General features: G+C 71.6%; 20 protein-coding genes and 1 tRNA gene. 12 read left to right on the top strand and 9 right to left on the bottom strand.

What is annotated here, in order from left to right; genetic code table 11:
* Nucleotides 1-88 precede the first annotated feature (88 nt).
* Nucleotides 89-1078, top strand: coding sequence for an expansin EXLX1 family cellulose-binding protein (locus tag J2S44_RS12630; protein ID WP_310412421.1), 990 nt, complete (start codon nucleotides 89-91; stop codon nucleotides 1076-1078).
* A gap of 42 nt (nucleotides 1079-1120) precedes the next feature.
* Here J2S44_RS12630 and J2S44_RS12625 read toward each other — a convergent pair whose 3' ends face one another.
* Nucleotides 1121-1639, bottom strand: a complete 519-nt coding sequence (locus J2S44_RS12625; RefSeq protein WP_310412418.1) for a GNAT family N-acetyltransferase — start codon at nucleotides 1637-1639, stop codon at nucleotides 1121-1123.
* 446 nt (nucleotides 1640-2085) lie between these two features.
* Here J2S44_RS12625 and J2S44_RS12620 point away from each other — a divergent pair, with 446 nt between their 5' ends.
* The 5 genes from J2S44_RS12620 (at nucleotide 2086) to J2S44_RS12600 (ending at nucleotide 10628) form a co-directional block, all read left to right on the top strand.
* Nucleotides 2086-2520: an EndoU domain-containing protein gene (locus J2S44_RS12620; protein ID WP_310429630.1), complete on the top strand. Its 435-nt coding sequence runs from the start codon at nucleotides 2086-2088 to the stop codon at nucleotides 2518-2520.
* 5 nt (nucleotides 2521-2525) lie between these two features.
* The gene (locus tag J2S44_RS12615; RefSeq protein WP_310412415.1) at nucleotides 2526-2930 is read left to right on the top strand and encodes a hypothetical protein; all 405 of its coding nucleotides are present in this window, start codon (nucleotides 2526-2528) and stop codon (nucleotides 2928-2930) included.
* A 158-nt stretch (nucleotides 2931-3088) separates the two neighbouring features.
* A complete protein-coding gene (locus tag J2S44_RS12610; RefSeq protein WP_310412412.1) occupies nucleotides 3089-3688 on the top strand; it encodes an OB-fold-containig protein in 600 nt (199 codons plus the stop codon).
* Nucleotides 3689-3738: 50 nt separating this feature from the next.
* Complete coding sequence (locus tag J2S44_RS12605; RefSeq protein ID WP_310412409.1) at nucleotides 3739-5751, top strand: SPFH domain-containing protein; 2013 nt, start codon at nucleotides 3739-3741, stop codon at nucleotides 5749-5751.
* 5 nt (nucleotides 5752-5756) lie between these two features.
* On the top strand, nucleotides 5757-10628 hold the full coding sequence (locus tag J2S44_RS12600; RefSeq protein WP_310412406.1) for a DNA repair ATPase: 4872 nt from the start codon (nucleotides 5757-5759) through the stop codon (nucleotides 10626-10628).
* Nucleotides 10629-10693: 65 nt separating this feature from the next.
* Here J2S44_RS12600 and J2S44_RS12595 read toward each other — a convergent pair whose 3' ends face one another.
* Nucleotides 10694-10933: a hypothetical protein gene (locus J2S44_RS12595; RefSeq protein WP_085067341.1), complete on the bottom strand. Its 240-nt coding sequence runs from the start codon at nucleotides 10931-10933 to the stop codon at nucleotides 10694-10696.
* A gap of 202 nt (nucleotides 10934-11135) precedes the next feature.
* On the opposite strand from J2S44_RS12595, the gene J2S44_RS12590 reads away from it, so the two are divergent.
* Nucleotides 11136-11858, top strand: a complete 723-nt coding sequence (locus J2S44_RS12590; RefSeq protein WP_310429628.1) for a response regulator transcription factor — start codon at nucleotides 11136-11138, stop codon at nucleotides 11856-11858.
* Between the two features lie 117 nt (nucleotides 11859-11975).
* Here J2S44_RS12590 and J2S44_RS12585 read toward each other — a convergent pair whose 3' ends face one another.
* From J2S44_RS12585 to bcp, 4 genes are all read right to left on the bottom strand, one after another.
* Nucleotides 11976-12368 (bottom strand): hypothetical protein, encoded by a 393-nt coding sequence (locus J2S44_RS12585; protein WP_310412403.1) that lies wholly within the window; start codon nucleotides 12366-12368, stop codon nucleotides 11976-11978.
* Between the two features lie 182 nt (nucleotides 12369-12550).
* A tRNA-Leu gene (locus J2S44_RS12580) sits at nucleotides 12551-12635 on the bottom strand.
* Between the two features lie 14 nt (nucleotides 12636-12649).
* Nucleotides 12650-13552: an HNH endonuclease gene (locus J2S44_RS12575; RefSeq protein ID WP_310412400.1), complete on the bottom strand. Its 903-nt coding sequence runs from the start codon at nucleotides 13550-13552 to the stop codon at nucleotides 12650-12652.
* A 4-nt stretch (nucleotides 13553-13556) separates the two neighbouring features.
* Nucleotides 13557-14033 (bottom strand): thioredoxin-dependent thiol peroxidase, encoded by a 477-nt coding sequence (gene bcp / locus J2S44_RS12570; protein ID WP_310412397.1) that lies wholly within the window; start codon nucleotides 14031-14033, stop codon nucleotides 13557-13559.
* A gap of 105 nt (nucleotides 14034-14138) precedes the next feature.
* Between bcp and J2S44_RS12565 the strand changes: the two genes are divergently transcribed.
* Genes J2S44_RS12565 through J2S44_RS12550 form a run of 4 tightly spaced genes read left to right on the top strand, consistent with a single transcriptional unit; the run spans nucleotide 14139 to nucleotide 16625 of the window.
* Nucleotides 14139-14834, top strand: a complete 696-nt coding sequence (locus J2S44_RS12565) for an energy-coupling factor ABC transporter permease (RefSeq protein WP_310412394.1) — start codon at nucleotides 14139-14141, stop codon at nucleotides 14832-14834.
* Entirely contained in the window at nucleotides 14831-15157 is a 327-nt protein-coding gene (locus J2S44_RS12560; protein ID WP_310412391.1) for a PDGLE domain-containing protein, read from the top strand. The genes J2S44_RS12565 and J2S44_RS12560 overlap by 4 nt, the downstream gene beginning before the upstream one ends.
* A complete protein-coding gene (cbiQ, locus tag J2S44_RS12555; RefSeq protein ID WP_310412388.1) occupies nucleotides 15154-15879 on the top strand; it encodes a cobalt ECF transporter T component CbiQ in 726 nt (241 codons plus the stop codon). The genes J2S44_RS12560 and cbiQ overlap by 4 nt, the downstream gene beginning before the upstream one ends.
* Complete coding sequence (locus J2S44_RS12550; protein ID WP_310412385.1) at nucleotides 15876-16625, top strand: energy-coupling factor ABC transporter ATP-binding protein; 750 nt, start codon at nucleotides 15876-15878, stop codon at nucleotides 16623-16625. The genes cbiQ and J2S44_RS12550 overlap by 4 nt, the downstream gene beginning before the upstream one ends.
* Before the next feature lie 260 nt (nucleotides 16626-16885).
* Here the strand turns inward: J2S44_RS12550 and J2S44_RS12545 are convergent, their stop codons facing one another.
* Genes J2S44_RS12545 through J2S44_RS12535 form a run of 3 tightly spaced genes read right to left on the bottom strand, consistent with a single transcriptional unit; the run spans nucleotide 16886 to nucleotide 19329 of the window.
* A complete protein-coding gene (locus J2S44_RS12545; RefSeq protein ID WP_310412383.1) occupies nucleotides 16886-18106 on the bottom strand; it encodes a hypothetical protein in 1221 nt (406 codons plus the stop codon).
* Between the two features lie 35 nt (nucleotides 18107-18141).
* Nucleotides 18142-18858: a DsbA family protein gene (locus J2S44_RS12540; protein ID WP_310412380.1), complete on the bottom strand. Its 717-nt coding sequence runs from the start codon at nucleotides 18856-18858 to the stop codon at nucleotides 18142-18144.
* A 6-nt stretch (nucleotides 18859-18864) separates the two neighbouring features.
* Entirely contained in the window at nucleotides 18865-19329 is a 465-nt protein-coding gene (locus J2S44_RS12535) for a MauE/DoxX family redox-associated membrane protein (protein ID WP_310412377.1), read from the bottom strand.
* A 256-nt stretch (nucleotides 19330-19585) separates the two neighbouring features.
* On the opposite strand from J2S44_RS12535, the gene J2S44_RS12530 reads away from it, so the two are divergent.
* A complete protein-coding gene (locus J2S44_RS12530) occupies nucleotides 19586-21256 on the top strand; it encodes a copper resistance CopC/CopD family protein (protein ID WP_310412375.1) in 1671 nt (556 codons plus the stop codon).
* Nucleotides 21257-21267 lie beyond the last annotated feature (11 nt).

The following is a 21267-nucleotide window of genomic DNA, read 5'->3' as shown; positions in this document are numbered from 1 at the left end:
TTCATCGGGCAACGACCGGGTGACGTTCTCTTAGGTTCTGATTAGAAACCTGGCCTCCGCTACGCACCGTGCGGAAGCATCCCAGGACGTGCATGACGAGACGACTCTGCTGTCCACGCTCCCCGGCAAGCGCCGCCGACCGAGATCCATGGTCACCTGGCTGGCCGCTGCCGGTGTCGCCGCGCTCGCCGGGGTGATCGGGCTGGCGCTGATGCTGCAGACCGGCTCGTCCGCCGCGTGCGCGGCCGCGCTGAGCGGCAAGGCCACGTTCTACGACATCGCCGGTGGCGGCGGCAACTGTTCCTACGACGGCCCGCCGGCCGACATGATGCACGTGGCGATGGGCCCGGGGGAGTACGCGGACGCGGCCGCCTGCGGCGGATACCTGAACGTGACCGGTCCGAAGGGGTCGGTCCGGGTCAAGATCGTGGACCAGTGCCCGGAGTGCGCGCAGGGCCACATCGACCTCAGCAAGGAGGCGTTCGCCAAGATCGGCAACCCGGTCGACGGCATCATCCCGGTCACCTACAGCACGGTCGCGAACCCGCCGCTGCCCGGCCCGCTCACGTTCCGGGTCAAGGAGGGCGCGTCGCAGTACTGGTTCTCGGTCCGCATCGACAACACCGGCAACGCGCTGCGCTCCGTGCAGGCGAAGAGCGCGGGCGGCGGCTTCGTGACGCTGAAGAAGTACGACTACAACTACTGGCAGGCGGACAGCGGCCTCGGCCCCGGCCCGTTCACGATCAAGGCGACGGACACGCAGGGCAACACCGCGACCGTGGACGGGGTCAAGCTCGCACCGGGCAGCACCCAGTCCAGCGGCGTGAAGATGTACGGTGCCGGCGCGAACACCGGCTCGGCCTCCGGCGGCGACTCCGCCGCGGCCGCCGCACCGGCCGCCCCGGTCCCGGCCAGGGCGACGCCGGCCGCGTCGAAGTCCGCGTCCCCCACGCCGTCGGCCTCGGCCTCGGCGTCCCCGTCGGCCGTCGCGTCCCCGTCCGCCCCGGCCGACGACGAGGCCGACGTGCAGCCACTGGCCGCCGCCACGCTGGACGTCGAGAAGACCTCCTGCGGCTGACCGCCGCGCCGCCGGCCCCGCCCCCGCGGTCGAGGGGTGGGGTCAGCGCAGCGGGAGCCACATGTGGATCTCGTCCCGGTCGTCGCCCGGCCCGACCCGGATCGCGCCCGGCATCCGGCCGACCTCCTTGTAGCCGGCACGCTGGTAGAAGCGCTCGGTGTCGTTGCCGGCCCGGACCGTCAGGTGCAGCGCCTCCAGCCCCGACGCGCGCGCCACCCGCTCGGCCTCGGCCAGCAGCGCCCGCCCGTACCCCCGGCCCTGCATCTCGGGGTGGATCATCACGCGCTTGAGCGTGCGCCAGTGCATCCGCAGGCCGGACCGGTTCCCGGTGAAGAACAGCAGCCCGACCAGCCGGCCCTCGGCATGCCCGACCAGCAACCGGTCCTCACCGTCGGCCAGGCTCGCGAACGTCGCCCGCGCCACCGCCGCGACCGCGTCCCGCTCGACCGGCGGCACGAACCCCACCGCACCCCCGGCCTCGGACGCCGCGTGCCACAGACTCACGATCTCCTCGCGCAGCGCGTCGGTCAGCTTCGGATCGACGGTCCAGGCAACACTCATGGATTCATTCTCATAACGGAACGCCACAGAGTGGCCATGCCACGACGAAATGCGATCGGCGTCTCAGCCGGCCGGAGAGTTCTGGGGTGAGCCGGTGACTGACGCCATGAACGATCATGAGGACGGCGGTCCGGAGGTGGCGATCCGCCGCCTGCGCGCGCTCGCGGAGGACGTCCGGGCCGGCCGCGCCGGACCCAGCTGACGCTGTTCGCGATCCAGGTCGCCCAGGCCGTCACCACGGCGGTCGCGACGTTCGGCGCCTCGCTGCTGGAGATCCCGATCTTCCGGATGCTGACCGACCTGGTCCTGGACCAGCTGCTCGGTCTCGCCATGGACGCGGTCCTGAATGGTTAGGAGGCGTCCCGGCCAGAGCCGGAGCGCGGCCCGACGCGACGCCGGCCTCTTCAAGCAGATCGAGGAATGGCTCCGGGTGAGGACCCGGCAGCATCGCTGCAAACACCTCTTCAAGGGCGACGACAATTATTACCCGCCCGCCCGACAACCGCCCCGGAGCCTTCGGGTTCCATCACCGGTATCGCGGCCAGAATCCGCAGGGTGCGCGCGTCCGCCTCAACCCGGACGGCACCGAGATGATCACCGGGCGTGGAAAGCACGGTGTCTACCGTGCCAGGGTCGATGTGCAGGCGCCTGACGGGCAATGGATTCCGAAGTCGAAGCAGGCGACGTTCTTTCCGGATGACATGACGCCGCAAGAGGTGGACGAGGCAATCTCACAGGCGTTCCGTGGTCGTGAGTTGCAGCCGAACGACAGCACGGCCTGGGACGGCCGCGCGGGTAACGGCATGCTCATCGGCGGCTTCACCGATGAGCCCGGCGGGAACCGATGGAAAACGGTCTTTCCGATCATGGAGAGCGAGTAGCGGCAGTGCGCGATTCTGTTTCTTTCTACCGTAGTGAGACCGGCGCTCTCAGATATCGGCTCGACGGGGAAGTGTTCAAGGATCTCGGCTCGATGTTGATGAGCGATATCCAGAATTTCGGTCCTGGTTGTCTCGAATATCTCGGGACTCTCGAGGATGTCAGGGCCGGGCGGCTCGAGCCCGAGGAGATCGAGGGCAACGCGTATCAACTGGTTGTCACTCGCGCCGGGGTGCGGGTGCAGAACATGTACATCGACTCGGGTGGCGACTACACGCATGACGAGGTGCATGCGGTGCTGATCCGGTACTGGAAGTGGCTGGTGCCGGACGAGGCGAAGCGGGAGCAGCAGATCGAGGCGTGGGAGAGGGAGTTCGGGCGGGTGCATCCGTGCCGGGAGCATCTCGCCTGAACGGGCCATCGGTGGCCTTGACCCGCTGTGCCATGATCGTCGAAGACGAGAAAGCGCAGGTCGTGACCGGGTAGCGGTGACCCTGCGTGCTGACGGGCCACGGGGAGGCTGCTGCCAGGATGGGCGGATTCATCGATGCCGCGCTGGGGTTTCCGGCGGTGTTGTTCAGTTTCCTGCTCGTCGTCGTGGTCGGCTACTGGGTCGTGGTCCTGATCGGCGGTGCCGACGTGGACGGCCTGGACGGGGACGCGGGTGAGGCCGGCGGGCTCACCGGGTTCTTCGCCTGGCTGGGGCTCGGCGGCGTGCCCGTCACGGTGATCGTCTCGCTGATGGTGGCGTTCGCCTGGTTCGCGAGCCTGGCCGGGACCGTGGTGCTCGGCACCACCGATCTGAACGGTGGCGTCATGATCGTGCTGTCGCTGCTGGTGATCGTGGTGGCGCTGGTTCTCGCGTTCGGCATCACCCGGGTGCTGGCCGGGCTGCTGTCCCGCCTGATGCCGGTCGGCCCGCAGCCGTCCCGCGGCGACTTCATGGGCGCCACGTGCGTGGTTCGCACCGGTTCGGTGACCGCGACCTTCGGCCAGGCCGAGGTGCACGCGAAGGACGGGTCCTCCGCGATCGTTCAGGTTCGCCAGCCGGGTGCCGAACCGTTCCGAGCCGGATCCAAGGCCGTCATCTACGACTTCGACGCCCAGGGCGAGTTCTTCTGGATCATGCCGGCGGACGCGGTCCCCGGCCTGTCCGACCATTCCGCGTAACAGACGCGCGTTTCTCATATCCCAAACCCCCACGAAAAAGGGATGCTCGAATGGATGTGCTCACCACGGGTCTCGGCGTGCTGCTCGCCGTGGTCCTGCTCGTTCTCCTCGGCCTGGCGTTCCTGGTCAGCCGGCTCTTCCGGAAGGTCGAGCAGGGCAAGGCGCTGATCATCTCGAAGGTCAAGAAGGTGGACGTGACGTTCACCGGTGCGGTCGTGATGCCGGTGCTGCACAAGGCCGAGATCATGGACATCTCGGTGAAGACGATCGAGATCGAACGTACCGGCAACGAGGGTTTGATCTGCCGGGACAACATCCGGGCGGACATCCGGATCACGTTCTTCGTGCGGGTGAACAAGACCATCGAGGACGTCATCAAGGTGGCGCAGGCGATCGGCACCGCGCGCGCCAGCGACCAGGACACGCTGCAGGAGCTGTTCAACGCGAAGTTCTCCGAGGCGCTGAAGACGGTCGGCAAGCAGCTCGACTTCGTCGACCTCTACACGAAGCGCGACGAGTTCCGCGACCAGATCATCGCGGTGATCGGCACCGACCTCAACGGCTACAGCCTGGAGGACGCGGCGATCGACTTCCTGGAGCAGACGCCGATCGGCCGGCTGGACCCGAAGAACATCCTGGACGCGCAGGGCATCCGGAAGATCACCGAGCTGACCGCGGCCGAGAACGTGCGGACCAACGAGTTCCAGCGCTCCGAGGAGAAGGAGATCACCCGGCAGAACGTGGACGCCCGGGAGGCGATCCTCGAGCTGCAGCGCCGCCAGGCCGAGGCGGAGATCCGGCAGAAGCGCGAGATCGAGACCATGCGCGCCCGCGAGGAGGCCGAGACCGCCAAGGTGTACGCGGAGGAGCGCCTGCGGTCGCGCACCGCGGATCTGCGTACCGAGGAGCAGCTGGGCATCCAGGCCGAGAACCAGGCCCGGGAGATCGCGGTCGCGGCGAAGAACCGCGAGCGGGTCATCGCGATCGAGACCGAGCGGATCGAGAAGGACCGCATGCTGGAGGTCATCGGCCGCCAGCGTGAGACCGAGCTCTCCACCATCTCCAAGGACAAGGAGGTGGAGGCCGAGAAGCGGGCCATCGCCGAGGTCGTCCGGGAGCGGATCGCGGTCGAGAAGACCGTGGCCGAGCAGGAGGAGAACATCAAGCGGCTGCGCGTGGTCGAGGAGGCCGAGCGCACCCGCCAGGCCGTGATCATCAACGCCGAGGCCGAGGCGCAGGAGACGCTGGTCAAGAACATCAAGGCCGCCGAGGCCGCGGAGCAGGCCGCGAAGTTCAAGGCCCGCGAGCAGCTGACCCTGGCCGAGGCGCGCCAGCAGGCCGCCGAGCTGGACACCCGGGCGCAGATCCGGCTGGCCGAGGCCCGGCAGGCCACCGCGGCCGCCGAGGGCCTCGCCGAGGTCCAGGTGCAGGAGCGCAACGCGGAGGCGATCGAGAAGGTCGGCCGCGCCGAGGCGATCGTCGAGCGGGAGAAGGCCCTCGCCGGCGCGGACGCGCTGCGCGAGAAGCTGAAGGGCGAGGCCGAGGGTCTCACCGAGAAGGCGGCCGCGATGGCCGCGCTCTCCGACGCGTCCCGCGAGCACGAGGAGTACCGGCTGCGCCTGGAGGCGGAGAAGGAGATCCGGCTGGCCGGCATCGACGTGCACCGGCAGGTCGCCGAGTCGCAGGCGATGGTGGTCGCGGCCGGCCTGGAGAAGGCCAACATCGACATCGTCGGCGGCGACAGCGTCTTCTTCGACAAGCTGCTCGGCTCGATCACGCTCGGCAAGAGCGTGGACGGGTTCCTGGCCAACTCCGACGTGGCCCGGTCGCTCGTTGCCCCGTACGTGAACGGCAACGGCAACCTCCCCGCGGACCTGGGCGCACTGCTCGGCTCGATCACCACGTCCGACGTGAGCAACCTGACGCTGTCCGCGTTCCTGCTCCAGCAGATGAAGTCGTCGTCGGACAAGGACGAGGCCAAGCTGCGTGAGCTGCTGGAGAGCGCGCGCCGGCTCGGCATCGCCGACAAGTCCGTGGCGGACCTGACCCCGGCGAACAAGTGACCGGAATGGACGCCGGCACCTACGAGGTGCTCCGCGGCCGGCTCGCCGAGCAGGCCGCGGAGCTCGCCCGCCGCGCCGAACGTCTCAACGCCCAGCGCGCGGAGACGTTCGGCGGCGCCGAGCTGCGGCTGCTCGGCACCGAGCGGATCCGGACCGAGAACAACTGCGTGCCGCGGGACATCGTGTCCGTGGGCGGGCGGATGCTGTTCGGCTACAACGTCTTCATCGGCCTGAAGTCGGAGACGACGGTCGGGGACGTGTTCGCGCTGCACGGCTTCACCCGTACCGGTGGGGACGCCTTCGCCTTCAGCGACCCGGAACCGGTGCCGGGACTGCTCGACGACGAGCGCTTCCAGCGTGAGTTCGCGGAGCTGTACAAGTACTACCGGCAGGCGCGGCTGCTGCAGCTGCGCCGGCTGGAGGGCCGGCTGCTGGCCGTCTTCCAGACCGGTGCGCGCGCCGACGACCTGCGCGTGCTCCGCTGGCAGATCGCGCCGGACGGCACCGTCTCCTATCTGGACAGCCGCGGCGACCGGGAGCACGTCTTCCCGGCCGCGCACGACTTCGAGTGGTCCGAGACCACCCGCGACCAGCACGTCCTCGGCCGGCACCCGCACGTCTCGATCGAGGACGAGGTCTTCGTCGAGACGGTCGGCGGCACGCTCACCATCAAGGTGGAGAACAACACCGAGGACGGCGAGGGCATCTACGGCGAGCCGGTCGACGAGCCGCTGCAGAGCCTCGCGGACGCGGAGATCTCCTACGCCCGGGTCGGCACGCTGATCCTGCTGAAGATCCTCCCGTACAAGGAGACCGTCCACCGGTACCTGGTGTTCAACACCCGGACCCGGACCGTGGTCCGGCTGGACGGCATCGGGCAGGCCTGCCAGCGACTGCCCGAGGACCAGGGGATCATCTTCCCGGGCGGCTACTACCTGGACACCGGCGTCACGAAGACGTTCGACACGGACGCGACCGACCTCGAGTTCGAGAAGGTCATCCGGTCACCGAACGGCGAGGACGTGCTCTACGTCTTCCACGCCCGCGCCGACGGACGCTACCTGCTGCTGCCGTACAACCTGATCCGCAAGGAGGTGGCGAACCCGTTCACCTGCCACGGGTACTCGCTGTTCGACGACGGCACGCTGGTGGTGTTCCGGTCCGCGACCGACGAACCGACCCGGGTCCACCCGGTGCAGGTGTGGCAGACGCCGTTCCTGTCCGACACGTACGCGGCCGCGCAGCCGGTCGGCGAGGGCACGCTGGCCCGGATCGGCAACGCGGAGCTGGTCCGCGGCATCTCCGAGGCGGTCTCGGTGGCCCGGATGGTCGGCGAGATGTCCCCGTCGCAGGCCGTCTACGAGGGGCTGATCTCGGCCTGCACGCGCGCGTTCGACCACTACCACTGGCTCGGCGAGCAGGAACTGGGCGACCTGGCCACGCCGCTGGCCGAGGTGCGCGCGACCGCGTCGCAGGTGCTCGACGAGTTCGAGAAGGTGCAGGCGCTCACGGCGCAGGCCGCGACCGCGCTCGGCACCGCGTCCACCGAGATCACCGCCATGATCCGGCGGTCCCGCGGCGAGACGCCGACCTCCACCCCGGAGTGGATCACGCGCCTGGCCGCCCTGCGCGCGGCACAGGGCCGGCTCGTCTCGCTGCGTGAACTGCGCTACGTCGACCTCGACGCCCTCGAGGCGCTGCTGACCGAGCTGGCCGCGGAGACGTCCGCCTTCGCGCAGCGCGCGGTCACGTTCCTCAGCGACGCGGACGCCTTCTCCTCGTACCATGCGGTCGTCGCGGACCTCGAGGTCGACGCCGGCAAGATCGAGACGGTGGCGTCCGCGGCCGGCGTGCAGCAGAAGATCGACGAGCAGGCCACCGGGCTGCAGACGGTCACCGAGGTGATCGGTTCGCTGGACATCGCGGACGCCACGGTCCGGGTCGGCATCCTGGAACGGGTCGGCGAGGTGCTCGGCGGGCTCAACCGGGCCCGTGCCGTGCTCGACGGCCGCCGTCGGCAGCTGCTCGACCGCGAGGGCCGGGCCGAGTTCTCCGCCGAGTTCGCGCTGCTCGGGCAGGCGATCACCGGCGCGCTCGCGGCCGCGGACACGCCCGCGCGCTGCGACGAGCAACTCGGCCGGCTGATGCTGCAACTGGAGAACCTGGAGTCCCGGTTCGCCGAGTTCGACGACTTCCTGGCCCAGCTGTCCACCAAGCGCACCGACGTCTACGAGGCGTTCTCGTCGCGCAAGCAGGCGCTGCTGGACGACCGGTCCCGGCGCGCGGACCGGCTCGTCGACTCCGCCGAGCGGATCCTCGGCAGCGTCGGCCGCCGGGTCGCCACGCTCGACACGCTCGACGACGTCAACACGTACTTCGCCACCGACCCGATGGTCGCGAAGCTCCACTCCGTCGCGGACGAGCTGCGCGCACTCGGCGACAGCGTGCGCGCGGAGGAGCTGACCGGCCGGGTCAAGGCCGCCCGCCAGGAGGCCGGCCGGTCCCTGCGCGACCGCCTCGACCTGTTCGCCGACGGCGGCGACACGATCCGGCTCGGCAAGCACCGGTTCGCCGTCAACACGCAGACCGTGGACCTGACCATGGTCCCGCACGACGGCGAGATGACGTTCGCGGTCACCGCGACCGACTTCCGCTCGCCGGTCCGCGACCCCGCGTTCGCGGCCACCAAGCCGTTCTGGGAGCAACTGCTCGTCTCCGAGTCCCCGGAGGTCTACCGGTCCGAGCATCTCGCGGCCACGCTGCTGGCGGGCCGCTCCCCGGACGAACTTCACGCCGCCGACCTGCGGGAACTCGCCCGCCGGGAGGCCGAGACACGGTACGACGAGGGGTACGAACGCGGCGTCCACGACGTCGACGCGGCGCTGATCCTGGACGCGCTGCTGCGCCTGCACGCCGGCGCCGGGCTGCTGCGCTACCCGGCGGCGGTGCGGTCGGCCGCGCAGCTGTTCTGGGCCTACGGCGTCGCCGAGACGGACCGCGTGGTGTGGGCCCGCCGGGCGTCGTCGCTGATCCGGGCGCGTGCGGTGTTCGGCACGGCCGGGCCGGCCCTCGGCGAACTCGCGTCGTCGCTCGGTGCCGACGCCGCCGTCTTCCTGGGCGAGGCCGGGCTGCCGGTCCTCGAGCCGGAACAGGTCGGGGAGTACCTGGTCGAGGAGCTGGGCGGCGAGCCGTTCGGGTTCGTCACCAGCGCGGAGGCCCGTACCCTGCTGGACCGGTTCCGCCGCGCGCTCGGCGGCGCCGCGGCGCCCTCCGGCCGCGACTTCGACGAGGACCTGCGCGCGCTCGACGACCTCGCGGCCCGGCACCAGCTCGCGTCCGCGTGGCTCGGCGCGTACCTGGCCGCCTCCTCCGCTCCGGTCCCGCCGGAGTTCCCGGAGGCGGTCGCGCTGCTGCTGACCGCGGACCTGCCCCGGCACGACTCGTCCGCCGCGCTGTCGCTCGACGTGACCGGCCTGCTCGGCGCGCACCCGCGGATCTCGGACCGGTCGCTGACCGTGCGGCTCGACGAGTTCCTGCCGCGCACCCGCCGGTTCCGGGAACAGCGCATGCCCGCCTACCGCGAGTACCAGCGGCAGCGCACCGCGCTCGCGGCGGCCGAACGCGCCCGGCTGCGGCTGGACGAGTTCACACCGCGGGTGATGAGCGCGTTCGTCCGCAACCGGCTGCTCGACGAGATCTACCTGCCGCTGATCGGTGACAACCTGGCCCGGCAGCTCGGCGCGGCCGGCGACGCGAAACGCACCGACCAGATGGGCCTGCTGCTGCTCATCTCGCCGCCCGGATACGGCAAGACCACGCTGATGGAGTACGTGGCCAGCCGGCTCGGCCTGGTGTTCGTCAAGGTCAACGGCCCGGCCCTCGGGCACGGCGTGACCTCGCTGGACCCGGCCGAGGCACCGAACGCGACCGCGCGGCAGGAGGTGGAGAAGATCTCGTTCGCGCTGGAGATGGGCAACAACGTGCTGCTCTACCTGGACGACATCCAGCACACCAACCCGGAGCTGCTGCAGAAGTTCATCTCGCTCTGTGACGCGCAGCGCCGGATGGAGGGCGTCTGGGCCGGGCAGACCCGCACCTACGACCTGCGCGGCAAGCGGTTCGCGGTGTGCATGGCCGGCAACCCGTACACCGAGACCGGGCAGCGCTTCCGGATCCCGGACATGCTGGCCAACCGCGCGGACGTGTGGAACCTCGGCGACGTGCTCTCCGGGCGGGACGACCTGTTCGCGCTCTCCTACATCGAGAACGCGCTCACCTCGAACGCGGTGCTCGCACCGCTGTCCACCCGCGAACGCGGCGACATTGAGCTGCTGGTCCGGCTGGCCCGCGGCGACGAGACCGCGCAGGCGGACAAGCTCGCCCACCCGTACTCCGCGGTCGAGCTGGACGGCATCCTCGCGGTGCTGCGCAAGCTGCTGCGGGTCCAGGAGGTCGTGCTCACCGTCAACCGCGCCTACATCGCGTCCGCGGCGCAGGCGGAGGAGTCACGCACCGAGCCGCCGTTCAAGCTGCAGGGCTCGTACCGCAACATGAACAAGCTCGCGGAACGGATCGTGCCGGTGATGAACGACGCGGAACTCGACCTGGTGCTCGACGACCACTACCTCGGCGAGGCCCAGACGCTCACCGGCGGCGCGGAGGCGAACCTGCTGAAACTCGCGGAACTGCGCGGGCGGCTCACGCCGGCGCAGGCCGCCCGGTGGGACGAGGTGAAGGCCGCGTTCCTCCGGCAAGCCGCGCTGGGCGGGGCCGGCGACGACCCGCTGGGCCGGGCGGTCGGTGCGGTCGGACTGCTCGCGGACCGGGTGTCGGAAGCCATCGACCGCGCCGCTGCGACGCGGTCGATGGCGCCCTGACATCATCCGTACCGGTTGAGGGTTGTGTGGGATCTTCCGGGCGCCGCTGCCACGGCGCCGGTGTCTCAGCTGTGCGCGGGGGTGCGCGGCTGAGGCACCTCCAACCAGCTCGGGTTGGAGCCCCGCCAGGCGTTGGCGAGGATCACGGCCGAGGCCTGGCTGGGGCACTCCTGGACCTTGGATTTGCCGGAAGCGCCGCCGATCTGCGCCTCGACCTCCCAGCGGGAACCGTCCGTCCGGATGTAGACGTCGCGACGACCCTTCGGGGTGCGGTTCCCGTTCCACCAGTGGCATTCGACTCTCACTACCGGACCGTACCCCAGGTCGCGGCGATACCGAATATCTTGATCTTGATCGGTTCGGTTACGACTCAACCGCACGTCAGATGTGATCTCGGCTGGTAAACGTGGTGTTCCCCACCCGGAATCCACCCGGAAACAAATCTGCTGGAATCTGGCCTTTCCGACCGCACAACATCGGGGGTAGGGCACCGTGGAGATCCTTCTGATGACCGCCATCGCCGGCGAGCGCGCCCGGCGCGTCCTCCCCGGGCTCGACCTGCTCCCGCACACGCTGCGGGTCGCACCCCGCGACGTGTCCGCGCTGATCACCGGCCCCAACCCGGACGTCGTGCTGGTCGACGGCGCACACGGGCTCGGCACCCGATCCGGCCTCGCCGAGGCCCGCGACACCTGCCGCCTGCTGCGCGCCACCGGCCTCTCCAGCCCGCTCGTCGCGATCGTCGACGAAGCCGGCCTCGCCGCGGTCTCCGCCGAATGGGCCGTCGACGACGTGGTGCTCGTCACCGCCGGCCCCGCCGAGATCGAGGCGCGCCTCCGGCTGGTCACCGCCCGCCGCACCGCCCAGGCCGCCGGCACCAACGGCATGGTCACCGCCGGCGAACTGCTCATCGACCCGGCCACCTACGCCGCCAAGCTCAAGGGCGCGCCGCTCGACCTCACGTACAAGGAGTTCGAGCTGCTCAAGTTCCTCGCCCAGCACCCCGGCCGGGTGTTCACCCGCGACCAGCTGCTGCGCGAGGTCTGGGGCTACGACTACTTCGGCGGCCACCGCACCGTCGACGTGCACGTCCGCCGCCTCCGCGCCAAACTCGGCTCCGAATACGAATCCATGATCGGCACGGTCCGCCAGGTCGGCTACAAGCTCGTCCTCCCACCCCGCCCGGACCACCAGCTCCTGGCCCCGGAGATCGAGCACGTCCTCGCCTAGGCGAACCCGACCGGGCTCCGGCGACCGAACGCGCCGCCGGAGTCCCGCTCCACGAGCCGAAGGCGCCGTGCCGCCTCCCCGGCGGTGCCGAACCGGCCGCACGCCGTCTCGCAGGCGCTAGCCCGCCGCCGCGGGTCCGGGCGGCGAGGCCACCCCGGCGTACTCCTCGCGCAGGATCCGTAGGAGGCGGTCGAGGATCTCGAGATACTTCTCGTCCGTGCCGTGGTCGACACCCCAGTTGCCGTAGCCCTCCACCAGCCACGCCAGCGTGCCGTCCCGCGGCGGGTCCGCCATGAACGCCTCGAACGACCGCAACACATAGCCCATCCGCCACGGATCGGGCCGCATCGCCCGCCGCAGCTCGGCCCGGAACTCGTCCTCGCCACCCCAGTCGTGGACGAACTCGCTCATGAAGTCCCGGACCGCCTCCCGGTCCGGCTTCGTCATGATCTCCTCACGCCACGCCCGCAGCCGCTCCGCCAACCGAGCCCGCAGCCCCTCCCGCTCCACCCCCGCCACGCTAGGCGCGCCCGGCAACCCGCCCCGGAGCACCTCAACATTCTGGCCGCTGCCGACGGCGGCGCGTCAGCACCGCCCGACGCTCCGAAGTGGCAGGCCGGCCTGCTGCGCCGGGAGGAGAAATGGGGGCGCACCCAGAGCGGTCGCGCCGGAAGACATGGCGCCGGAAGACATGGTGCGGAAGAGGGGACTTGAACCCCTACGCCCGAAGGCACGGGAACCTAAATCCCGCGCGTCTGCCTATTCCGCCACTCCCGCTGGCTGGTGCGAGTCTACGGGCTGCCCGGCGGAAACGGGTGCTCGGTCCCACCGGAGACCGACGCCGCGGCCCGTCGGCGGTCCCTGATCGTGGCGAGACCGGCGCGCCGCAGAATGGTGGATATCGTGCCGTGAGCCACCGGGCAGCCCTGATCCCGCAGCTCCCGGGCGATCGACTTCGGTCCGAGGTCGGGATGGGCCAGCGCGTGGGCGATCACCCGGTCGGCGTGCTCCTCGGCACGCGGGCGGCGGCGGGCCGTGGGTGCCATGGTGCCCTCGTCCCGCAGGCGGCGCCGCGGCCGGTAGACGTGGTTGCGGTGGCATCCGATCAGTCGCGCGGCCGCGGTCACGGTCAGCTCGCCGCGGTCCACCCGGGTCAGCACGTCCGTGACCGCACCGGTGTCCGCGAGGCGGAAACGCGTGGTGCCGGGCGGGACGGGTACGGCCGGCGCGAAGATCCGGCGGTTGCGGCCGGCGTAGGTACCGGTCTGGCTGTGGCAGTTCGGGCAGAGGAAGCGCAGATTCTCCCGCCGGCAGTCGGCGGAGTCGCCGTTGACGTGGTCGACGTGCAGCGTGAGCGGGTTGCCCTGCCATTCGCCGCCGGTCCCGCAGGCCGCGCACCGGTAGGCCGCGCCGGTCTCGACGAGCGCGCGCCGCAACATGTCCGGGTGCGCGCGTCGAGCGCCCACGGCCCGGCGTACCAGGATCTCCTCGGGCGTGCGCCGGCGCCGGGAGACCCGCCCCCGCTGGTGCGCCCGCCCGAGGAAGTGCGACGTGTCGATGCCGATCGCGTCGATGCGCCGGCGCAGATGGGCGTGCGCGCCGCCGTTGAGCGGGAGGCCGAGGTGCCGGAGCACGTCGGCCATGCTGCGGGCGCCGCGCACCGCCTCCCGCAGCACGTCCTCCGTGTACTTCACCGGCTCAGTCCAGGCCCAGGTCCTTGCGGAGCTTGGCGACGTGGCCGGTGGCCTTGACGTTGTAGAGGGCGCGGTCGATGCGGCCCTCCTCGTCGATGACGAAGGTGGAGCGGATGACGCCGACGACGGTCTTGCCGTAGAGCTTCTTCTCGCCGTAGGCGCCGTACGCGGTCAGCACCTGCTTGTCCGGGTCGGAGACCAGCGGGAAGGTCAGCGCGTCGTGCTCGCGGAACTTCGCCAGCTTCGCGGGGGTGTCGGGGGAGATGCCGACGACCTCGTATCCGGCGGCGGTGAGTGAGGCCAGCGAGTCGCGGAAGTCGCAGGCCTGCTTGGTGCAGCCGGGGGTCATGGCGCTGGGGTAGACGTACAGGATGACCTTGCGTCCGCGCAGGTCCGCCAGGGACAGCTGGTCGCCGGTGTCGGTCGGCAGGGTGAACGTGGGTGCGGGGTCACCGGCGGTGAGGCGGATGGCTTCGGTCATGGGGTCAACCCTACCGGCGGTGCCGAACGTGACAGTTGCAACTTCTTGGCAACTAGAGGTGGTGGCCAATAGTCTGAGCGCGACCCGAGGAGGGAAGCGGCACTCATGGACGTTGAGGCCCTGCACATATCGAACGGTGTCCTCAACGGGCCCGTCTCCGTCGCCTATGCCGTGCTGGCCGCCGTCGCGATCGCGGTGTGCCTGGCCAACGGCCGGCGCGATCTCGAGGACCGGCTGGTGCCGATGGCCGGGCTGGTCGCGGCGTTCATCTTCGCGGTGCAGATGCTCAACTTCCCGGTGCTGCCGGGCGTGAGCGGGCACCTGCTCGGCGGCGCGCTCGCGGCGATCCTGGTCGGGCCGTGGGTGGGTGCGCTGTGCGTGACGATCGTGATCACGGCGCAGGCGCTGTTCTTCGCGGACGGTGGCATCACGGCGCTGGGACCGAACATCACGAACATGGGGCTGGTCTCCACCGCGGTCGCGTTCGGGGTCACCGTGCTGCTGCTGCGCGTGCTGCCGCGTACCCCCACCGGGTTGTCGGTCTCGGTGTTCGTCGCGTCCGTGGTGAGCGTGGTGGCGGCGTCGCAGAGCTTCGTGCTGCAGTACGCGCTGGGCGGCGCGACCGAGCTGTCCGGCGTCGGGCTGACCGGCGTGGCCGCGGCGATGGCCGGCACGCACGTGCTGATCGGCGTCGGCGAGGGACTGATCAGCGCGGCCACGGTCGCGACGGTCGCCCGGGTCCGCCCCGACCTGGTCTACGCGCTGCGTTCGGTCAAGCCGAGGATCGGAGCGGTGGCATGAGGAAGTTCGTCCTGGCCGGTCTGCTGACCGCGCTGTTGCTGGCCGGCGTGGTGAGCAGTTTCGCGTCGTCCGCGCCGGACGGTCTGGACTCCGCCTCGACCCGCGGGTGCACGACGAACGCGGACGGCGAGATCACCGGCGGTACGTGCATGGCCCAGGGCGCCAAGGAGCACGAGCTGGCGGACAGCCCGCTGGCCGACTACGGCGTCGCGGGGATCGACAACGCGTACCTGTCGACCGGCCTGTCCGGCGTCGTCGGCGTGCTGCTGGTCTTCGCCGTCACCGGCGGCATCTTCTGGGCGCTGAGGCGCAGCCGGCGGTGAGCCCGATCCACCGCCTCGCGCCCGAGGTGAAGATCGCCGCGACCGTCGCGATCACGGTCGCGGTGGTGGCGACGCCGCGCGAGGCGGTCTGGGCGTTCGCGGTCCACGCGCTGGTCGTGGTCGCGCTCGCGGCGACCGCGCGGGTCCCGGCCGGCTGGCTGGCCCGGCGCAGTCTGGTGGAGGCACCGTTCGTGCTGCTGGCCGTGCTGATGCCGTTCGTGGTCGCGGGTGACCGGATCGAGTGGCACGGCCTGCAGCTGTCCGTGGAAGGGCTCTACGGCGGCTTCAACCTGCTGGTCAAGGGCACGCTCGGCGTGCTGGTCGCGCTGATCCTGGCCGCGACCACCAGCACCCGGGACATCATCGTCGGCCTGGACCGGCTGCGCTGCCCGCCGGTGCTCACCCAGATCGCCACGTTCATGCTGCGCTACCTGGACGTGCTCGTGGACGAGGCGCGGCGCATGCGCACCGCCCGGCTGGCCCGCGGCGACGACCCCCGGTTCCTGTGGCAGTTGCGCGGCTTCGCGTCCGGCGTGGGCGCGCTGTTCCTGCGCGCGTTCGAGCGCGGCGAGCGGGTCTACCTGGCGATGCTGTCCCGCGGATACACCGGCAGCCTGCCGCAGGCCGACGGCGGCGGTGCGAGCGTGGCGCAGTGGGCGGCGGCCGCGACCGTACCCCTGGTGGCGGCCGGGATCGCGGTCGGCGCGACCATCCTCCTATGACCGAAGCCCCGAGCCTGGACGTCCGCGACGTCACGTTCGCCTACCCCGACGGCCACCGCGCGCTGGACGGCGTCACGCTGCGCGTCGCACGCGGTGAACGGGTCGCGCTGCTCGGCCCGAACGGCGCCGGCAAGACCACGCTGGTGCTGCACCTCAACGGCATCCTCGGCGGTGGCACCGGCACGGTCACGGTCGGCGGCCTGACCGTCACCCGCGACCGCACCACGCTCACCGAGATCCGCCGCCGGGTCGGCGTGGTCTTCCAGGACCCGGACGACCAGTTGTTCCTGCCCACGGTCGCGGAGGACGTCGCGTTCGGCCCGGCGAACCTCGGCCTGCGCGGCGCCGACCTCCAGCGGCGCGTCGACGAGGCGCTGGACGCGGTCGGCATGCGTGAGCACCGCGACCGCATCCCGCACCACCTGAGCTTCGGCCAGCGCCGCCGGGTCGCGGTCGCCACGGTCCTCGCCATGCGCCCGGAGATCCTGGTGCTCGACGAGCCCAGCTCCAACCTCGACCCGGCCTCCCGCCGCGAACTCGCGGACATCCTGCGGAGCCTGCCGGTCACGGTCCTGATGGTCACCCACGACCTGCCGTACGCGCTCGAACTCTGCGACCGCGCGGTCATCCTCGACGCCGGCCGCATCACCGCGGACGCGCCGACCCGCACGCTCCTCGCCGACACCGCGCTCCTGGCCGCCCACCGCCTCGAACTGCCCTACGGCTTCTCGGTGCCCGCACCCTGAGAGCAGATGCGGATCTTCCCGCTTCCGGCGTGGTGCGGCCCGCATGCTCCCGCGGGCACCGGTCGGCCGCGGGCGGCCTCCCTTCCGGTCGGGTGGGCGGTCACCACGAACCGCGCGTCCCGCGTCCCGCACGCCGGCCGCGCGCCTCCGGTCCCGCACACCGCCGGTCGCGGGCTTCGCGCCCGAGGTCTCTCGGAGGCGGCGCCGGTCGCCGGGGTGCCGGAGATCCGTCCTCGCGGCCGAGGCCCACGCCGGCTACGTCATGGTCGGTCGTCGTCGGGCTGCTCTTCCAGCGCCGCCTTGAGGGTCAGCGGTGCGCGGCGCGGGCGTGGGCGGGCCGCGTCCCGGCCCCCGGTGGCGTCCCGGCCCCCGGTGGCGGACTGGTTTTGGGCGGCGGAGCGGCCGCCGTCGGGAGCGGAACCGCCGGCGGGGGAGGAGCCGTCGGGAGCGTCGCCGGAGCCGGCGGGATCGGCGGTGGCGGCGAGCGCGGTGGCGCGCATGCGCAGCACGGCGGCGGCGGTGAGACCGAAGCCGCCCGCGAGCGCGACCACGGCCAGCACCCGGGCCACGGTCGGCGGCCACGGGGCCGGCACGACGGAGTTGAGCAGGGCGCCCGCGTTCGCGAGGCCGACGAAGACGCCGGTGCAGACGCCGGCCAGCGCGAGCGCGAAGTCCGCGGCCGGTCGCCGGGCGACGGCGACGGCCGCGGCGGCCAGCGCGCCGGCGCCGGTGAGCGCGGGCCACAGCTGGGTGGACAGCAGCGCGGGGAGCGCGGTGCCGAGCGTGTCGTTGCCCGCGTCGATCTCGCGCCCGACGGTGTAGGCGAGCGCGGCCACCCCGGCGAGCGCGGACACCGCGGCCATCGGCCACCGTGCCGCCCGGCCGTGCAGCAGGCCGAGCGCGGCCACCGCGGCCGCGACCAGGACCACCGCGGCCCACCAGCCGCCGGCGTAGGGCGGCGGCACCCAGTCGAGCGTGCCGGTCGCGGTGATCGGTGTGACGCCGTCGCGGAGGTCGACGGTCCAGTCCCGTACCCGCTGGGTCCGGGTGGGGTCCGCGGCGACCGCGGGCGGTTGCTCCTCGCTCATCCAGTACGTGCGGTGGTCGTGCCAGCGGGCGGCCGGCCGGTCGGAGACGCGGCGCCACGACGGCGGCACGGTGGGCCCGGCGGTGGCCGGCACGGTCGCGGAGGTGGCGATGCTGGCGTTGAGGTAGGTGGCCGCGGAGTTGACGTTCTCCCAGACCCCGTCCGGCCCGATCCGCAGGTAGGGCTCGCCCTGGTAGCCGAGCACCTCGATCTCGCGGCGGCCGGTGTTGGTCAGCTCGAGCCGGGCGCCGGCCTCGATGACGCGCAGCCGGACGCCCGGCACGGCCGGTGAGACGCCGGTGAGCCGGGCGCGGTAGTTCGTGCCGGCCGGCGCGTCCGCCCCGTGCGCGAGCGCGGGTCCGGCCGGGACCGGCGCGAGCAGCACGCCGGCCACGACCGCGGCCGCCAGCCGGCCCGCCGCCGGCCGGCCTACTTGACGGCCGCCTCGACCGCGCTGGTCAGGCCGGCCGCGGAACGGTCCTTGAGCACGGTTCCGGCGACGTAGACGGTGGGCGTGCCGGTGACCCCGCGCTCGCTCGCCCGGTCCGTGATCTGTGCGCTCCACGTCTTGTATCTTCCGTCCTCGACGCACCGCGTGAAGTCGTCCCCCAGACCCAGCGTGGTGCCGAGTGAGATCAGCTTCGCGTCGTCGAGGCCGGAGGTGCCCTCCTCGGGCCGGTTGTCGAAGAGCGTCTTGTGGTATTCGGTGAACTTGCCCCCGTCGGCCGCGCAGGCCGCGGCGCCGGACGCGCGGGTGGAGTAGTTCGTGCCGTTGGAGTAGCGGTCCAGGATCGAGATCGGGTGGTAGACCACCGTGACCTTGCCCTCGTCCACCAGCCGGTCGACGGTCGAGGCGGCCTCGCTCTCGAACTGGCCGCAGGCCGGGCACATGAAGTCCTCGTAGATGTCGATGGTGACGGACCCGTTGCCGATGGCGAAGCCGGTGCCGTCCGCGGTCGCGGCGGCCGGCGTGACCACCTCGCCGGAGCGCTGGGCGGCGAAGATGCCGTACCCGGCGATGCCGGCGACGAGCAGCACCGCGGCGGCGGCCACCGAGGTCCACAGCGTGGTCCGGCGGCGCTGCTCCTTGGCGAGCTGCTCGCGTACCATCCGGTTCGCCTGCTTCTGGTCTTTTCGTGAGCTCATGCGCGTTTACCTCGTCAGGTAGCGGTCGACGGAGAATCTGGAGTCGGGACGGACGATCAGGTAGCCGGCCAGGAGCACGAACCCGACGTCCCGCGCGATCTCCCAGCCGTAGGTGGGGCTCTCCCCGGCGGCGAGCTGCCCGCCGCTGCCGAAGCATCCGCAGTCGATCTGCAGGCCGCGTGCCCACGCGCTGGCGATGCCGGCGACGAAGACCATCAGCAGCAGCGCGGACACCACGGCCGAGACCCGGGTCGCGAGCCCGGCCAGCAGCAGCAGCCCAACCGCGACCTCGACGAACGGCAGCATCGCACCGATCACCTGGGCGACGTCGAAGGGCAGCAGCTGGTACGCGTTGACGGCGCGCGCCGACCCGGCCAGATCACCGACCTTGGCGCCGCCGGCGTAGAGCCAGACGGCCGCCAGCCCGAGCCGGGCGACGAGTCCGGCCCAGGGTCCGGCTCGATCCTGCACAGAGAAGTCCACCTCCCTTGGTCGGTCCGAGCCGTCGCCCGGTTCCGTGCTCACGGTGACGCGGCGGGGACCGCACGGGTACGGGCGAAGGTCCCGTGATCGCCGGGAACTATCCGGGCCGGTCGCCCGACCAACTCGGCATGCCCCTCCGCCCCCCGCGATTTGCCGGTTTTGGTCCTATATTTGGGGCCGGAACGGTAGGTGCGAAACACGCCACGCCGACCACCGGCGATCACTGCCACATCCGTGGGAGAGCATGTCCGGCATGACTGCCGAGAGAAGACGTCGCTGGGCCGTGCTCGCCGCGCTCGTCCTGGGCGCGCTCGCGGTGTTCGTCGGACCGGCGAGCCCGGCCAGCGCGCACGCCGTCCTGCAGCGCACCACGCCCGCCACCCAGTCCGTGGTCCAGACCGCACCGGGTGACGTGAAGCTCACCTTCAGCGAGGGGGTCAGCCCGGTCAGCGGCAAGATCCAGGTGATCGCGCCGAACGGCGACCGGGTCGGCGGTGACCCGCGCGCGGAGGGCTCGACGCTGATCATCCCGATCACCGCGGACCAGCGCGGTACGTACCTGGTCAGCTATCGGGTCATCTCGGCGGACAGTCACCCGGTGAGCGGCGCGTTCACGTTCTCGGTCGGCGCCACGTCCGCGGTGCCCGCGCTCACCGACGACGGCGACGAGACCGACCCGGTGGTGAAGAACACCATCCCGGTCGTCAAGTTCCTCGGGTACGCCGGACTCGTCCTGGTCGTCGGCCCGGTCCTGGTGCTGCTGTTCCTCTGGCCGGCCCGGCTCAGCCGCCGCGTACCGGCCCGGCTGGTGCGCGCCGGCCTCGGCCTGGTCGCGTTCAGTACGCTCGCCGCGCTCTACCTACAGGCGCCGTACACCAGCGGCGGGAACATCCTGGACGCCGGCGGTCTCGGCGACGTGGTCGCCAGCGCGTTCGGCACCGCGCTGCTGGTGCGGCTCGGCCTGCTCGCCGCGATCGCCATCATGCTCCGGCCGATCCTCGCGGAGCGCGGCGACGGCGGCCGCAGCGGCGAGAACATGGTCGACCTGATCGTGCTCGCCGCGCTCGGCACCGCCGCGGTCTTCACCTGGCCGCTCACCGGCCACCCGTCCGCCTCACCGGTCGCAGCCGTCTCCGTGGTGGTCGACGCGGTGCACCTGGTCAGCATGGCGGTCTGGCTCGGCGGCCTGGTCATGCTGGTCGGCTTCCTGCTGCGCCAGGCCAGCGAGCGCGAGCTCGGCGCGATCCTGCCGATCTGGTCCCGGTGGGCCGCGCTCGCGGTCAGCGCGCTGCTGCTGGCCGGCGTGGTCAACGCGCTCATCGAGATCGGCACGCCGGCCGCGCTCACCGGCACCACCTACGGCCGGTTCATCCTCGCCAAGACCGCGTTGTTCGCGGCCGTGGTCGGCATCGCCGCGTACTCCCGGTCGCTGGTCCGCAAGCGGGTCACCACGGAGAACCCCGGGCGGATCCGGACCGCGGTCTGGGCCGAACTGGCGATCACCGTGGTCGTGCTCGGCCTCACGTCCGTGCTGGTCCAGCAGACGCCGGCGCGCACCGAGTCGGAGAACGCGGCGCTGACCGACCAGGGCTACTTCTCCGTGCTGGTCGACAGCCCGCTCTACACGCTGCAGGTCGAGCTGGACCCGGCCAAGGTCGGCAGTAACTCGATGCACCTGTACGCGTACGAGCCCGGCACCACGAACCTGCTCAAGGCGGAGGAGTGGACCACCACCGCGGCGCTCCCGGCCGCCGGGATCGAGCCGATCGACGTACCCATGCTCCGCGTCGCCGACAACCACGCGATCAGCGAGTTCCAGCTGCCGGCGGCCGGCACCTGGGAGTTCAAGTTCACCCTCCGCACCACCGAGATCGATCAGGCCACCGTCACCGTCACGGTGGACGTCGCCTCCTGACTGAAGGGACA

The sequence above is a fragment of the Catenuloplanes niger genome (genome assembly GCF_031458255.1).
GTDB classification, from domain to species: Bacteria; Actinomycetota; Actinomycetes; order Mycobacteriales; family Micromonosporaceae; genus Catenuloplanes; species Catenuloplanes niger.
This window is presented reverse-complemented; position numbering and strand designations above follow the sequence as displayed.

Coding starts and splice junctions, on each gene's coding strand:
- J2S44_RS12625 (WP_310412418.1), bottom strand. CDS start 1,639: ATGAGTGTTGCCTGGACCGTCGATCCGAAGCTGACCGACGCGCTGCGC.
- J2S44_RS12605 (WP_310412409.1), top strand. CDS start 3,739: ATGGATGTGCTCACCACGGGTCTCGGCGTGCTGCTCGCCGTGGTCCTG.
- J2S44_RS12600 (WP_310412406.1), top strand. CDS start 5,757: ATGGACGCCGGCACCTACGAGGTGCTCCGCGGCCGGCTCGCCGAGCAG.
- J2S44_RS12590 (WP_310429628.1), top strand. CDS start 11,136: ATGACCGCCATCGCCGGCGAGCGCGCCCGGCGCGTCCTCCCCGGGCTC.
- bcp (WP_310412397.1), bottom strand. CDS start 14,033: ATGACCGAAGCCATCCGCCTCACCGCCGGTGACCCCGCACCCACGTTC.
- J2S44_RS12565 (WP_310412394.1), top strand. CDS start 14,139: ATGGACGTTGAGGCCCTGCACATATCGAACGGTGTCCTCAACGGGCCC.
- J2S44_RS12560 (WP_310412391.1), top strand. CDS start 14,831: ATGAGGAAGTTCGTCCTGGCCGGTCTGCTGACCGCGCTGTTGCTGGCC.
- J2S44_RS12550 (WP_310412385.1), top strand. CDS start 15,876: ATGACCGAAGCCCCGAGCCTGGACGTCCGCGACGTCACGTTCGCCTAC.
- J2S44_RS12540 (WP_310412380.1), bottom strand. CDS start 18,858: ATGAGCTCACGAAAAGACCAGAAGCAGGCGAACCGGATGGTACGCGAG.
- J2S44_RS12530 (WP_310412375.1), top strand. CDS start 19,586: ATGTCCGGCATGACTGCCGAGAGAAGACGTCGCTGGGCCGTGCTCGCC.